General features: G+C 69.8%; 15 protein-coding genes, 3 tRNA genes and 3 pseudogenes. 10 read left to right on the plus strand and 11 right to left on the minus strand.

Going from position 1 to position 12,612, the window contains the following annotated elements; translation table 11 throughout:
• Positions 1 to 39 precede the first annotated feature (39 nt).
• A complete protein-coding gene (locus ACIRR8_RS16830) occupies positions 40 to 1,053 on the plus strand; it encodes an adenosine deaminase (protein ID WP_404064769.1) in 1,014 nt (337 codons plus the stop codon).
• On the opposite strand, the gene ACIRR8_RS16835 is transcribed toward ACIRR8_RS16830, so the two are convergent.
• Positions 1,046 to 1,636, minus strand: coding sequence for a TetR/AcrR family transcriptional regulator (locus ACIRR8_RS16835; protein ID WP_404064772.1), 591 nt, complete (start codon positions 1,634 to 1,636; stop codon positions 1,046 to 1,048). The two genes, ACIRR8_RS16830 and ACIRR8_RS16835, sit on opposite strands and share 8 nt — an antisense overlap.
• 86 nt (positions 1,637 to 1,722) lie before the next feature.
• On the opposite strand from ACIRR8_RS16835, the pseudogene ACIRR8_RS16840 reads away from it, so the two are divergent.
• A pseudogene (locus ACIRR8_RS16840) lies at positions 1,723 to 2,359 on the plus strand (NAD(P)-dependent oxidoreductase).
• A 15-nt stretch (positions 2,360 to 2,374) separates the two neighbouring features.
• Here the strand turns inward: ACIRR8_RS16840 and ACIRR8_RS16845 are convergent.
• The 6 genes from ACIRR8_RS16845 to ACIRR8_RS16870 form a co-directional block, all read right to left on the minus strand.
• A complete protein-coding gene (locus ACIRR8_RS16845) occupies positions 2,375 to 3,430 on the minus strand; it encodes a UDP-N-acetylmuramate dehydrogenase (protein WP_404064774.1) in 1,056 nt (351 codons plus the stop codon).
• Positions 3,431 to 3,580: 150 nt separating this feature from the next.
• Positions 3,581 to 4,009: a MaoC family dehydratase gene (locus ACIRR8_RS16850; RefSeq protein ID WP_404064777.1), complete on the minus strand. Its 429-nt coding sequence runs from the start codon at positions 4,007 to 4,009 to the stop codon at positions 3,581 to 3,583.
• Entirely contained in the window at positions 4,009 to 4,461 is a 453-nt protein-coding gene (locus ACIRR8_RS16855) for a MaoC family dehydratase N-terminal domain-containing protein (protein WP_404064780.1), read from the minus strand. Before ACIRR8_RS16855 ends, ACIRR8_RS16850 begins: the two co-directional genes overlap by 1 nt.
• Positions 4,462 to 4,578: 117 nt before the next feature.
• Complete coding sequence (gene rpmG, locus ACIRR8_RS16860) at positions 4,579 to 4,743, minus strand: 50S ribosomal protein L33 (RefSeq protein WP_003956487.1); 165 nt, start codon at positions 4,741 to 4,743, stop codon at positions 4,579 to 4,581.
• Between the two features lie 88 nt (positions 4,744 to 4,831).
• Positions 4,832 to 4,904: transfer RNA gene (locus ACIRR8_RS16865), tRNA-Met, on the minus strand.
• 45 nt (positions 4,905 to 4,949) lie between these two features.
• A tRNA-Thr gene (locus ACIRR8_RS16870) sits at positions 4,950 to 5,022 on the minus strand.
• A gap of 288 nt (positions 5,023 to 5,310) precedes the next feature.
• On the opposite strand from ACIRR8_RS16870, the gene ACIRR8_RS16875 reads away from it, so the two are divergent.
• From ACIRR8_RS16875 to ACIRR8_RS16885, 3 genes are all read left to right on the plus strand, one after another.
• Entirely contained in the window at positions 5,311 to 6,588 is a 1,278-nt protein-coding gene (locus ACIRR8_RS16875) for an amidohydrolase family protein (RefSeq protein WP_404064782.1), read from the plus strand.
• 34 nt (positions 6,589 to 6,622) lie between these two features.
• Positions 6,623 to 7,279 (plus strand): SDR family oxidoreductase, encoded by a 657-nt coding sequence (locus ACIRR8_RS16880; RefSeq protein WP_404064785.1) that lies wholly within the window; start codon positions 6,623 to 6,625, stop codon positions 7,277 to 7,279.
• A 401-nt stretch (positions 7,280 to 7,680) separates the two neighbouring features.
• Entirely contained in the window at positions 7,681 to 7,992 is a 312-nt protein-coding gene (locus tag ACIRR8_RS16885; RefSeq protein ID WP_404064788.1) for a hypothetical protein, read from the plus strand.
• A 113-nt stretch (positions 7,993 to 8,105) separates the two neighbouring features.
• Here ACIRR8_RS16885 and ACIRR8_RS16890 read toward each other — a convergent pair.
• A pseudogene (locus ACIRR8_RS16890) lies at positions 8,106 to 8,651 on the minus strand (GNAT family N-acetyltransferase); the annotation flags it as partial.
• Positions 8,652 to 8,923: 272 nt separating this feature from the next.
• Here ACIRR8_RS16890 and ACIRR8_RS16895 point away from each other — a divergent pair.
• Together ACIRR8_RS16895 and ACIRR8_RS16900 are read left to right on the plus strand one after the other, a co-directional pair.
• Complete coding sequence (locus ACIRR8_RS16895) at positions 8,924 to 9,109, plus strand: helix-turn-helix transcriptional regulator (RefSeq protein WP_404064791.1); 186 nt, start codon at positions 8,924 to 8,926, stop codon at positions 9,107 to 9,109.
• A 135-nt stretch (positions 9,110 to 9,244) separates the two neighbouring features.
• Positions 9,245 to 9,664: pseudogene (locus tag ACIRR8_RS16900) on the plus strand (site-specific integrase); the annotation flags it as partial.
• A gap of 163 nt (positions 9,665 to 9,827) precedes the next feature.
• Here ACIRR8_RS16900 and ACIRR8_RS16905 read toward each other — a convergent pair.
• Positions 9,828 to 9,909: transfer RNA gene (locus ACIRR8_RS16905), tRNA-Tyr, on the minus strand.
• A 167-nt stretch (positions 9,910 to 10,076) separates the two neighbouring features.
• On the opposite strand from ACIRR8_RS16905, the gene ACIRR8_RS16910 reads away from it, so the two are divergent.
• From ACIRR8_RS16910 to ACIRR8_RS16920, 3 genes are all read left to right on the plus strand, one after another.
• The gene (locus ACIRR8_RS16910; protein ID WP_018510616.1) at positions 10,077 to 10,565 is read left to right on the plus strand and encodes a YajQ family cyclic di-GMP-binding protein; all 489 of its coding nucleotides are present in this window, start codon (positions 10,077 to 10,079) and stop codon (positions 10,563 to 10,565) included.
• 179 nt (positions 10,566 to 10,744) lie between these two features.
• Positions 10,745 to 11,275, plus strand: a complete 531-nt coding sequence (locus ACIRR8_RS16915; RefSeq protein WP_404064793.1) for a methylated-DNA--[protein]-cysteine S-methyltransferase — start codon at positions 10,745 to 10,747, stop codon at positions 11,273 to 11,275.
• A gap of 50 nt (positions 11,276 to 11,325) precedes the next feature.
• A complete protein-coding gene (locus ACIRR8_RS16920) occupies positions 11,326 to 11,973 on the plus strand; it encodes an alpha-ketoglutarate-dependent dioxygenase AlkB family protein (protein WP_404065507.1) in 648 nt (215 codons plus the stop codon).
• Between the two features lie 13 nt (positions 11,974 to 11,986).
• Here ACIRR8_RS16920 and ACIRR8_RS16925 read toward each other — a convergent pair whose 3' ends face one another.
• Together ACIRR8_RS16925 and ACIRR8_RS16930 are read right to left on the minus strand one after the other, a co-directional pair.
• Positions 11,987 to 12,259, minus strand: coding sequence for a GlsB/YeaQ/YmgE family stress response membrane protein (locus ACIRR8_RS16925; protein ID WP_404064796.1), 273 nt, complete (start codon positions 12,257 to 12,259; stop codon positions 11,987 to 11,989).
• A gap of 125 nt (positions 12,260 to 12,384) precedes the next feature.
• The gene (locus ACIRR8_RS16930) at positions 12,385 to 12,570 is read right to left on the minus strand and encodes a hypothetical protein (RefSeq protein ID WP_404064798.1); all 186 of its coding nucleotides are present in this window, start codon (positions 12,568 to 12,570) and stop codon (positions 12,385 to 12,387) included.
• Positions 12,571 to 12,612 lie beyond the last annotated feature (42 nt).

Consider the following 12,612-nt stretch of genomic DNA (forward strand, 5'->3'; position numbering starts at 1 on the left):
GACTTCCGCTCCGGCCCGCCCGTGCGGCAGGATCTTCCGATGGAGCGTGATGTACGTCTGTTGCCCAAGGCCCACCTGCACCTGCACTTCACCGGGTCGATGAGGCCCACCACCCTGCTCGAACTCGCCGACAAGTACGGGGTCCGCCTCCCCGAAGCACTGACCGGCGGAGAGCCGCCCAAGCTGCGGGCGACCGACGAGCGCGGCTGGTTCCGCTTCCAGCGGCTCTACGACATCGCCCGGTCCTGCCTCCGGTCGCCCGAGGACATCCACCGGCTGGTCCGCGAGAGCGCCCAGGAGGACGTCGCGGACGGCTCCGGCTGGCTGGAGATCCAGGTCGACCCCACCTCGTACGCTCCGCTGCTCGGCGGGCTGATCCCGGCGATCGAGATCATCCTCGACGCGGTGGACAGCGCCGCCCGGGACACCGGGCTCGGGATGCGCGTGGTGATCGCCGCGAACCGGATGAAGCACCCGCTGGACGCCCGGACGCTGGCGCGGCTGGCCGTGCGGTACGCGGACCGGGGCGTCGTCGGGTTCGGGCTCTCCAACGACGAGCGGCGCGGCATGGCCCGCGACTTCGACCGGGCCTTCGCCATCGCGCGGGAGGGCGGTCTGCTGGCGGCTCCGCACGGCGGGGAGCTGGCGGGCGCCTCCAGCGTGCGCGACTGCCTGGACGACCTGGACGCCTCGCGCATCGGCCACGGGGTCCGGGCGGCCGAGGATCCCCGGCTGCTGGAGCGGCTGGCCGAGCGCCAGGTGACCTGTGAGGTGTGCCCGTCCTCCAATGTGGCGCTCGGCGTCTACGAGAAGGCCGCCGATGTCCCCTTGCGCACTCTGTTCGACGCGGGCGTGCCGATGGCGCTGGGCGCGGACGACCCGCTGCTGTTCGGATCCCGACTGGCCGCGCAGTACGAACTGGTACGCCGCGATCACGGGTTCACCGACGCGGAGCTGGCCGAGCTGGCCCGCCAGTCGGTGCGCGGTTCGGCCGCGCCCGTCGACGTACGGGACAAGCTGCTGTCGGGGATCGACGACTGGCTGGCTAGCTGATTCCGGCGAGCAGCGTGCGGGCCAGGGAGGCGGCGAACTCCTCCAGGGGCTGCGGGGGCGTTCCGCCGGGGAGCGCGTCGTAGGCGAAGGCCCGCTGGGCGCAGGCGCCGAGCAGGAGTGAGGCGGCGGCGTAGGTGTCGGCGTCCGCGCGGACCCGGCCCGCGCGCTGTTCGGCGCGGAGGTAGGCGTCGAGCCCCTGGATCGGCTTGTGGGGGCCGGTGCCGAGTTCGCGCATGGCCTGCTCGTGGCGGCTCTTGAGCTGCGGTTCGGCGTACAGGGAGGCGGCCATGGGGAAGGTCTGCGCGTAGAAGAGTGCGGCCTGCCGGGCGACCTCGGTGAGGTTGGCCTCCACGGCGCCCTCCCCCGCGACCAGCCCGCCGAGCAGGCCGCCGAGCTTGGGAAGCCGCTCCTTGAGGACGGTCACGAAGAGCTCTTCCTTGCTGGGGAAGTACTTGTAGAGCGCCGCCTCCGAGCAGCCCGCGGCCCGCGCGATCTCTTTGGTGGTGGTCCGGGCGAGGCCGATGGAGCCCATCAGCTCGTGAGCGGCGTCGACGATACGGACGCGGGCCGGCTTCGGCTCCACGGTGGCTCCCCTGCGGCTTGACGGCTGGATGATCAACCTCTCACCCTAGAGGTAAGTGAATACTCACCCACCTGAGGAGGGGGCGCATGCGGCTCACGGTGTTCGGAGCGACCGGAGGTGTCGGCCGGGAGGTCGTGGGCCAGGCGCTCGCGGCGGGCCACGAGGTGACGGCCGTGGTCCGCGACCCGGCGATGCTCCCGGAGGCGCTCGACTCCCTGGCCCCGCACGGAGTCGTCGCGCTTGGACGACCCGGTGGCGGTGCGCGCGGCGGTGGCGGGGCGGCACGCGGTGCTCTCGGGGCTCGGCGCGCGGGGCCGGAGGGCGGACGGGGTCGCGGAGCGGCTGACCGGACGGATCATCGAGGCCATGGCGGCCGAGGAGGTGCGGCGGCTGCTGGTGGTGAGCGCGGCGCCGGTGGGGCCCGTACCGCCCGGTGAGCCGTTGGCGGACCGGCTGGCGCGCAAGGCGGTCGGAGCGGTACTGGCGGAGGTGTACGCGGACCTCACGCGGATGGAGGCGGCGCTGGAGCGCAGCGCCACGGACTGGACCTCCCTGCGGCCTCCGAAGCTGACGGACGGGCCGCTCACGGGCGTCTACCGCACGGTGGTGGGCGGAGCGCCGGTCAGCAGCCGGTCGCTCTCGCGGGCCGATGCGGCGCACGCGATGATCAGGCTGATCGACGACCCGGCTGCGGTACGGCAGGGCGTGGGCGTCGCGTACTGAGGATCGCCGCGTTCCCTACAGGACGACGCCGACCGTCACCGGCTCGTTGACCAGGGTGACGCCGAACGCCTCGTGGACGCCGGCGACGACCTCACGGGCCAGCGCGAGCAGGTCCTCGGTGGTGGCCTCGCCGCGGTTGGTGAGCGCGAGGGTGTGCTTGGTGGAGATCCGGGCCGGGCCGCTGCCGTACCCCTTGGTGAAGCCGGCCCGGTCGATCAGCCAGGCGGCGGAGGTCTTGGTGCGGCCGTCCTCGGCGGAGAACGCCGGCGGCGTCACGTCCGGGCCGAGGCGCTCGTGGACCCGGGCCAGGAACTCCTGGAACGCCGCCTCGTCGAGGATCGGGTTGGTGAAGAAGGAGCCGGCGGACCAGGTGTCGTGGTCGTCCGGATCGAGCACCATGCCCTTGCCGGCGCGCAGCTTCAGCACGGTCTCCCGGGCGGCGGAGGCGGCAACACGCTCGCCCTGCTCGACCCCCATGGCCCTGGCCGTCTCCGGATACGCGAGAGGCGCGGAGAGACCGCCCGCCTCCTCCAGTTCGAACCGGACCCGGAGCACCACGAAGCGGTCGGGCTCCGCCTTGAAGCGGCTGTGGCGGTACGAGAAGGAGCACTCCGCGTTCGGCAGGGTCACCGTCTCCCGGGTGTGCCGGTCGTAGGCGACGACCTCCGTGATGGTGGAGGACACCTCCTGTCCGTACGCCCCGACGTTCTGGATGGGCGTCGCACCGGCCGAACCGGGGATTCCGGCCAGGCACTCGATGCCCGCGAGACCCGCCTCCACGGTCCGGGCGACGGCGTCGGTCCAGACCTCACCGGCCGCCAGCTCCAGCGACGTACCGGAGAGCGTGAATCCCCGGGTGGCGATCCGCAGCGCCGTGCCGTCGAAGCCCTTGTCGCCGATGACCAGGTTGGAGCCGCCGCCGATGACCAGCAGCGGGGTGCCGCTCGCGTCGGCCTCGCGTACGGCGTCGACCACCTCGGCGTCGGTGGTGGCCGTCAGGAGCCGGGCGGCGGGGCCGCCGAGCCGGAAGGTGGTCAGGGGGGCGAGAGGGGCATCGTGGAGTTCCTGCACGGGACAAGGGTACGGTCCGTGGCCCCGCCGCTCGGGCGGGGCCACGGACCGTACGGGTTCCGCGTGACCTGTGAGGCGGGCGCGAGGACCGGGCAGCTTCCGCGTGACCTGTAGGGCGGGCGCGAAAGCCGTACAGCTGACGCGTGCCCCTCAGGCGAGCCGTACGACGGCGCGGGACATCCCCAGCACCTTCTTGCCGTCGCTCACCGCCACCAGGTCCACCCGGACCAGATTGTCGTCCAGCTTGGCCGCGACCTTGCCGCTGACCTCGATGAGCGCGCCCTTGTCGTCGTTGGGCACGACGACCGGCTTGGTGAACCGCACCCCGTATTCGACGACCGCGCCCGGATCCCCGGCCCAGTCCGTGACCACGCGGATCGCCTCAGCCATGGTGAACATGCCGTGCGCGATCACGTCCGGCAGGCCCACCTCCAGCGCGAACTTCTCGTTCCAGTGGATCGGGTTGAAGTCGCCCGACGCACCGGCGTACTGCACGAGCGTCGCCCGCGTCACCGGGAACGACTGCGCGGGCAGCTCCGTACCGACCTCGACCGACCCGTAGGAGACCTTCGCCGTCATCACGCCTCCTCGGCGGCGCGCGCCACCAGCTTCGTGAGCGCCGTGACGACCAACTCGCCGGCCTCGTCGTGCACATCGCCGCGGATGTCCACGATGTCGTTGCCCGCCATGGACTTGATGGTCTCGATCGTGGAGGTGACCGTCAGCCGGTCCCCCGCCCGCACCGGACGCACATAGGAGAACTTCTGGTCGCCGTGGACGACCCGGCTGTAGTCCAGGCCCAGCTGCGGGTCCTGCACGACCTCTCCGGCCGCCCGGTAGGTGATGGAGAAGACGAAAGTGGGCGGCGCGATCACATCGGGGTGGCCGAGCGCGCGGGCCGCCTCCACGTCGACGTACGCCGGATGGGCGTCGCCCACCGCCTCGGCGAACTCGCGGATCTTCTCCCGGCCTACCTCGTACGCCGGGGTGGGCGGATACGTCCGGCCCACGAAGGACTGGTCGAGCGCCATGAGCTCGCTACCTCCTGCTGGAAATGACGAATAAGGGCACGCCCCTGCGCGGGGAACCACCCCGTACAACGACACGAGGCCGCCCCCAGAGGGGGCGGCCTCGTGTACGAGCCTGATTCAGCGCGTTTCGCGGTGCGCGGTGTGCGAGTTGCAGCGCGGGCAGTGCTTCTTCATCTCAAGACGGTCCGGGTTGTTACGCCGGTTCTTCTTGGTGATGTAGTTCCGCTCCTTGCACTCCACGCAGGCCAGCGTGATCTTCGGGCGGACGTCGGTGGCAGCCACGTGAGTGCTCCTTGGACGGACGATGGACGGATGAACGCATAAAAGAGTAGCCGATCGAAGGACCGACCCAACAATCGGCTACCGTTAGTAGCGGTGACCGGACTTGAACCGGTGACACAGCGATTATGAGCCGCTTGCTCTACCGACTGAGCTACACCGCTTTGATGATGAGTCCCCCCGCCGAAGCGGGGTTTCCCGATCACCAGAGCCCCAATGCGGAATCGAACCGCAGACCTTCTCCTTACCATGGAGACGCTCTACCGACTGAGCTATTGGGGCGAGCGAGGAAGACATTACACGGTCTCCGGCCGATCGCCCAAATCCGTTTCTGCACCACGCCCCGGCCGTCGACCGGGGCCCGCCCACACCTCCTGATCAGGCCTTGATCCAGCTCGCGCGCCGTTTCGGAAGGACTCCTTCGGGGCGTCGTCACGGGGGCACCGGTACGACTAATGGGCTCCTCCCGGAAGCCGCCGTGCCACACGTCGCGGACCCGGCCATGATCGACGGGACCACCCCTCCAGGCTCGGCCGCTCCGCGCGGCCGTGCACCCCTCCCAGGAGCGCGATGCCCGACAGCCAGCCGCGGCGGCCCGACGACAGCGCGCCCGACGGCGCCGAAGCGGCCACCACCGACCCGGCCCCCGCCCTCGTCCTGAGCGGTGCCCGCCTGACCGACGGCCGCGCGGTCGACGTACGCCTGAGCGGCAGCCGTATCGAGGCCGTCGGCACCGCGGGCAGCCTCGCCACCCGAGGCCCCCGCATCGATCTGCGCGGCTACCTCCTGCTCCCCGCACCGGCCGAACCCCACGCCCACGGCGACACCGCCCTCACCGCCGACGACACCGGGCCGGCGTCCGACCACCCCGAGGACATCCAGCGCCGCGCCACCGAGGCCGCCCTCCTCCAGCTCGGCCACGGCGCCACCGCCCTGCGCGCCCACGTCCGCATCGGCGACGTCCAGGGGCTCGCCGCGCTGGAGGCCGTCCTCCAGGCCCGCCGGGCGCTGCGCGGCCTCGCCGACCTGACCGCGGTCGCCGTCCCCCGCCTGCTCACCGGCGCCGCCGGGGTGGAGGGCCTCGCCCTGCTCCGGGACGCAGTGAAGATGGGCGCGGCGGTCGTCGGCGGCTGCCCCGACCTGGACCCGGACCCCACCGGCTACACCGCGGCCGTCCTGGAGGTGGCCGCCGAGCACGGCTGCCCGGTCGACCTGCACACCGACGGTGACGACCCGGCGCGCCTGGCCCGCCTCGCCGCCATGGCCGGCGGGCTGCGCCCCGGGGTCGCGCTCGGCCCCTGCGCCGGCCTCGCCCGCCTCCCCCTGGAGACCGCGGGCCGGGCCGCCGACCAGCTGGCCGCCGCCGGCATCACCGTCGTCTGCCTCCCCCAGGGCGGCTGCGCGGGCTCGGAGCGCCGTACGAGCGCTCCTGTACGCCTCCTGCGCTCCGCGGGCGTACGCGTGGCGGCGGGCAGCGGCGCACTGCGCGACACGGCCAACCCGGTGGGCCGCGGAGACCCGCTGGAGGCCGCTTACCTCCTCGCCTCGCAGCACGGCCTGCGCGCCGAACACGCCTACGCCATGGTCTCCACCACCGCCCGCGCCGCCCTCGGCCTGCCCGAGGTCCGCGTGGAGGCGGGCTTCCCGGCCGAACTCCTCGCCGTACGCGGTGAACGGCTCTCCGGCGTGCTCTCCCTCGCCTACAGCCGGATCGTCGTCCACCGCGGCCGGATCGTCGCCCGCACCAGCGCCGTACGCGAGTACTGCGACTCCGATCCCGACACCGCCGCCGGCCCCGATCTCCCGCGTCAGGGACGACCCGACTCCGGTGGCGGGCCCGGGAGCTGAGCATCCGGCGGCCGCCGGGCGTACGGTCGGAGGTATGCGCATTGTCATCGCAGGTGGACACGGACAGATCGCACTGCGGCTGGAGCGGCTGCTCGCCGCACGCGGGGATGAAGCCGTAGGGATCATCCGCAACCCTCAACAGAGCCAGGACCTCACCGATATCGGCGCCGAACCCGCCGTACTGGACCTCGAATCGGCCACCGTCGACGAGACCGCGGAGGTGCTGCGCGGCGCCGACGCGGCCGTCTTCGCGGCAGGCGCGGGCCCGAACAGCGGCACCGCCCGCAAGGACACCGTCGACCGGGGCGCCGCCGTCCTGTTCGCCGACGCCGCCCAAGCCGCGGGCGTACGCCGGTACATCGTCGTCTCCTCCATGGGCGCCGACCCCGACCACCCCGGCGACGAGGTGTTCGACGTCTACCTGAGGGCGAAGGGCGCGGCGGACGCGGACGTACGCTCCCGCTCCGCGCTCGACTGGACGATCCTGCGCCCCGGGATGCTCACCAACGACGCGGGCAAGGGCCAGGTCCTGCTCGCCGCGAAGACCGGCCGCGGCCCGATCCCGCGCGACGACGTGGCGGCGACGATCCTGGAGCTCCTGGACACTCCGGCGACGGCGGGCCTGACCCTTGAGGTCATCTCCGGGAACGTGCCGGTCACGGTGGCCGTGAAGGACGTCGCGGGCAACTGAGCCGGGGCCCTGAGGGGCTGACCACTGCCGGAAACGAGGAAGCCCCCGACCAGAAGGACTGGTCGGGGGCTTCGTTGGCGTGGCGGCGCCAGGGTTCGAACCTGGGTAGGCTGAGCCGGCAGATTTACAGACTTCGCGCGGTACACCACCTGAGCTGGGGTTTCAGCCCCCGGGCTACTTGCTGCCCCACGGATCTCCCACAAGTACCCCTACGTAAAGGGGATCAGGGGCTGTATCCTCGGTTTCGCTGTCCATCACCTTGTGAAGCGGAGAGAAGCGGAGGTAGCTCACACAAACACCGCTCATGCACGCGCCGTCATACCGGACCTTGTGCGTGCAAGCCCAGCAAAAGTTATTGCTGGGTGCGTTGTTGGTGTGCGTTCTGCCTCCCGAGGTATTTAATGGACAGCACAATCATCCTGGTCGTACTCGCGGTGTTCGGCGTCCTGGCCATCTTTGTCTGGTCACTGCAGAGCTTCGTCAAACAACTGCAGAGCTTCTTCGATGACCTTCCCGCCTTCTTCGCTTCGTTCCACCGGGCCAAGAACGCAATGCGTGACCAGAGCCGGCGCAAGAGCGAACAGCCGACGGAAGCAGAACCCTCCGCAGTGGACGAGCTGCCGGAACTTCCATCCCAGGCCACAGAGCCCCTGGACTCTGAGGCAGGGGAAGTGGACTCATCCGATTCGCCTCGGCGGGATACGCCTGCCTAAGGGCTAGCTTGCGCAGGTACCGATCTCTCCGAGGCGCAGCCATTGGCTGCGCCTCGGAGAGATCGGGAACGGGCTTCAGGCATCGGCAAGGCGCGGCCAGGGAAGATCACTTCGGGGACTGGTGTCTCGTCTTCAAATCCATGCGCCGCTGGACCTGCCAGCCGCTGAGCCAACCACCCGGAGACTCGCGGACCGCCGTTCACCGCGCCGCCCTCACGAACCGTGCGCACGTGCTCAAAACCATGGTCGAGGTAGTAGTGCTGTAGACCCTCGTTAGTGGTCCACGCATCCAGTCGCAGCCACTTGGCACCAGCGCGAAAGGCACGCTCCCCCGCCCAGTCAAGCAGTCGGCCCCCGACGTTCCGACCCGCATACATACGCGCCACAGTCAGGTTGTTGACGAACAACGACGGCTCTTGCAGCTCTTGTTCCGCCCAGAGCCCCTCTTCCGCATCGGGAGTGAGAGTGATGGTCGCGGCGGTGGCGCCCCCTTCATTGACCACAAAGACAGCACCTGCCTCGATGGCGGCGAGCAAGCGGTCAGCGGGGTACGGGCGTTGCCACTGGTCGCTTCCAAGTCGCATGAGCCAAGCCGCAGCCTCTTCGCGAAAGGCCAGCAGCTTGGTCACGTCGTCGGGTTGCGCAGGAAGAATTCTCACTGAGGCTCGTTCTCATCTCGACCGGACACGTCGCCGATCTCGTAGGTCATCCGGTTCAGCCCCCAGACCGCTGACAGAACTGACACAACCCCCCGAGCAAACCTCTGACCTGTACAAACGGCCCTGATCACGGCTATGACAGAACTCAGTTAGAACCTGACAGAACTCCCGACGGCCCGCCGGGCGTCCTGTGACAGAACCTCCCCCAACGAGGTTCTGTCAGTTCTGTCAGTGGATTCCAGCTCCGCAGGATCTGAGAAGGAGTCCCACCTGTGGCCCGCCCCCAGATGCTCAAGCTCCCGGAAGTCCTTGAAGAGATCAACATGAGTCGCGCCGCCTTCTACCGCATGCGCGCACGGGGCCAGGCTCCCCAACTCGTCAAGCTCCCGAACGGTCACCTTCGCATGCGCCGAACCGACTTGGACGAGTGGCTGAGCGGGAACGCCGCCGCGTACTGACCGCCAGGGGGGTCCGGCAGGAGCCGGGTCCCCTCCTCAGGAAGGACCCCAGGGCAAGACGTACGACGTTCGGATTTGGTCCGTCCGGCAGCGACAGGACCGTGGCCAGACCTCGGCCGAACTGCGCTGGAAAACGACAAGCGTGGACTGAAGCACCGTCCTCGCAGAGCCGTCCGAACGGTCCCGATCCCGCCTGACCTGGTCGCGCTACTGCGGTGGCACGTCACGGCCTACGGTGTCGCGCCCGACGGCCGACTGTTCCGTACTCAGCGAGGTGGGCTCATTCAGGACACCGGATATGGCGAGGTATGGGCAGAGGGACGCACCCGCGCTCTCACCCCTGCTCAGCATGCCTCGAAGCTCGCCAAGCGCCCGTATGACCTTCGCCACGCCGCCGTTTCCACCTGGCTCAGTTCCGGCGTTGAACCGCAAGTGGTGGCAGCACGCGCCGGCCACAGTGTGGCCGTTCTCTTCAGGGTCTACGCCAAGTGTCTCGATGGCGCCGCCGCCAATGCCAACGCCCGTATCGAGGCAGCGCTGAAAGACGGGAGGTAGCAGCCGGGTAGCTGCCCCACGCCTGCCCCACACGGACTGGTCACCACGTGAATCAGAGTGAGACACAGCGAGACAAAAGGGCGATTTCGGTGATGCGGGATGCCGAGACGACAAAAGGGTCTGCGATCAGCATTGCTGCTGGTCACAGACCCTTTCGGTCGTGTGGCGGCGCCAGGGTTCGAACCTGGGTAGGCTGAGCCGGCAGATTTACAGTCTGCTCCCTTTGGCCACTCGGGCACACCGCCTCGAACGACGCGTCGGATCTCAGCGAGTGAGCTCCTTGGCGACGACGTAAACAATACCTGATGGCCAGGGGTGCTCCGCCACCTCGTTGATCAGCAGCCGGAGGGTGCGGCGGTGGCTAGGCTTTGCGCTGTATCCCACGCACATTCGACGCAAGGAGCCACACGTCATGGCCGACTCCAGTTTCGACATCGTCTCGAAGGTCGAGCGGCAGGAGGTCGACAACGCCCTCAACCAGGCCGCCAAGGAGATCTCCCAGCGTTACGACTTCAAGGGCACGGGCGCCTCGATCTCGTGGTCCGGGGAGAAGATCCTGATGGAGGCGAACGGCGAGGAGCGGGTCAAGGCGATCCTCGACATCTTCCAGTCCAAGCTGGTCAAGCGGGGCATCTCGCTGAAGTCGCTGGACGCCGGCGAGCCGCAGCTCTCCGGCAAGGAGTACAAGATCTTCGCCACGATCGAGGAGGGCATCTCCCAGGAGAACGCCAAGAAGGTGGCGAAGATCATCCGCGACGAGGGGCCCAAGGGCGTCAAGGCGCAGGTCCAGGGTGACGAGCTGCGCGTCAGCTCGAAGAGCCGGGACGACCTTCAGGCCGTGCAGGCGCTGCTGAAGGAGAAGGACCTCGACTTCGCCATCCAGTACGTGAACTACCGGTAGGACGATTCGTCAGTATGGAGGGGCACGCGGTCGGGCACACCCCGGCGACGTGCCCCTTCGCGTTTTTGAGGGTGTACCCGGCTGCTCCCTGTCCGAAATCCGCCAGCCGAGGGCGTGGGGCGCGGAGCAGACTGGCTGGTGTGAGTCTGTTTGTCGTCGGTTGAGGGAAGTGAGCGGTCGTGACGACGGTGTACACGCGGGTGGCGAGCCCTCTGGGTGAGCTGCTGCTGGTGGGTGAGTCGGACGGGACGGCCGACGGGCTGCGGCTGGTGTCGCTGTCCGTGCCCGGGCAGAAGGGCGGGGCGGTCGTCCAGGACGGGTGGCGCCGGGCGCCCGAGCCGTTCGCCGGGGTCATCGCGCAGATGGAGGCGTACTTCGCGGGGCGGTCGACGCGGTTCGAGGTGCCGTTCGCCGAGGGCGTGGGTACGGAGTTCCAGCGGCGCGTCTGGAAGGTCGTGGAGTCGATCCCGTACGGGCAGACCCTGTCGTACGGGGAGGTCGCCGCGCAGGTCGGGGCCTCGGGCGCCGGGGTGCGGGCGGTGGGGACGGCGATCGGGCGGAACCCGCTGCTGGTCGTGCGGCCGTGCCACCGCGTGATCGGTGCGGACGGGGCGCTTCGGGGGTACGCGGGTGGCCTGGAGCTCAAGCAGTTGCTGCTGGGGCTGGAGGGGGCGGCGTGCGTGGAACCTGTTGCGCGGGCCGGGCGTTGAGGGTGGTGTGACGGGTGGCCTCGCGTGAGGTTCCTGCGGCTTCGGGCGGGTTGTTCCCTCGGCCCCGCCAGGTGGTCGCGCCGGGTGCCGTGCACGTACCCGAATGGCTCTCCGTGGCGCGGCGGCGGGAGTTGGTGACGGCGTGCCGGGAGTGGGCGCGGGGGCCGGTTCCGCTGCGGCACACGGTGTTGCCGGGCGGCGGCGTGATGTCGGTGCGGACGGTGTGCCTGGGGTGGCACTGGCAGCCGTACCGGTACACGCGAACCGCCGACGATGTGAACGGCGCCCCGGTGGCCGCGCTGCCGCGGTGGCTGGTCGACCTGGGGCGGGCGGCGGTGGCGGAGGCGTACGGGGACGAGAGCGCGGCGGAGGCATTCGCTCCGGACACCGCGCTGATCAACTTCTACGACGACACCGCGCGGATGGGGATGCACCAGGACAAGGAGGAGCGGTCGGGCGCTCCGGTGGTCTCGTTGAGCATCGGGGCGACGTGCGTGTTCCGTTTCGGCAATCCTGAGGGGCGCGGGCAGCCCTATAAGGACGTCGAGTTGGTCTCCGGAGACCTCTTCGTCTTCGGCGGCCCGTCGCGCTTCGCGTTCCACGGGGTGCCGAAGGTGTACGCCGGTTCGGCCGACCCGGATGCGGGGATGCGGGCCGGCCGGCTGAATGTGACGTTGCGCGAGACCGGGCTGAGCTGAACCCCGGTATCAGTCAGCGGCGTTCGCGGGAGTTGCCGAAGAGCAGCCGGTAGAGGATCAGCAGGACCAGGGAGCCGGCGATGGCGGCGATCCAGGTGGCGGTGTCGTAGAAGTCGTTGCTGATGGGACGGTCGAGGAACTGGCTGGAGAGCCAGCCTCCGACGAAGGCACCGGCGATGCCGATGACGGTGGTCCCGACGATGCCGCCCGGGTCGCGGCCCGGGAGCAGGATTTTGGCTATGACTCCGGCGAGCAGCCCAAGAATGATCCAACCGACAATGCTCATGCCGCTGCTCCTACCCTTTGCTTGGTCTTGGAACACAAGACGCGGCGAGCAGGTGTTCGGTTGCTGACCGGAACAGTCGCTTTCACGGGAGAGGCGAGCCGCGCACCTATCGCGGCAGGTCGCCCCTACCGCGGCAGGTTGACCCGCGCCTCCCGGTCCGGCCCGCGTCTCTCACGCAGGGCCGTCTCCGGTACGAGGAAGAAGTCCATGGCCCAGCCGCCGCGGAGCCAGAGGTCCACGCCGAGTGCGTCGGCGATGCGGCTGGTCTCGGCGATCAGCCGGAGCCGGCGGTCCGTGCGTTGCCTGTCCACGAGCCCGGAGCGTACGCGGTCGCTCCGGGGCCGTCAGCTGCT

Source organism: Streptomyces sp. NPDC101178, assembly GCF_044767965.1.
Taxonomy (GTDB): domain Bacteria; phylum Actinomycetota; class Actinomycetes; order Streptomycetales; family Streptomycetaceae; genus Streptomyces.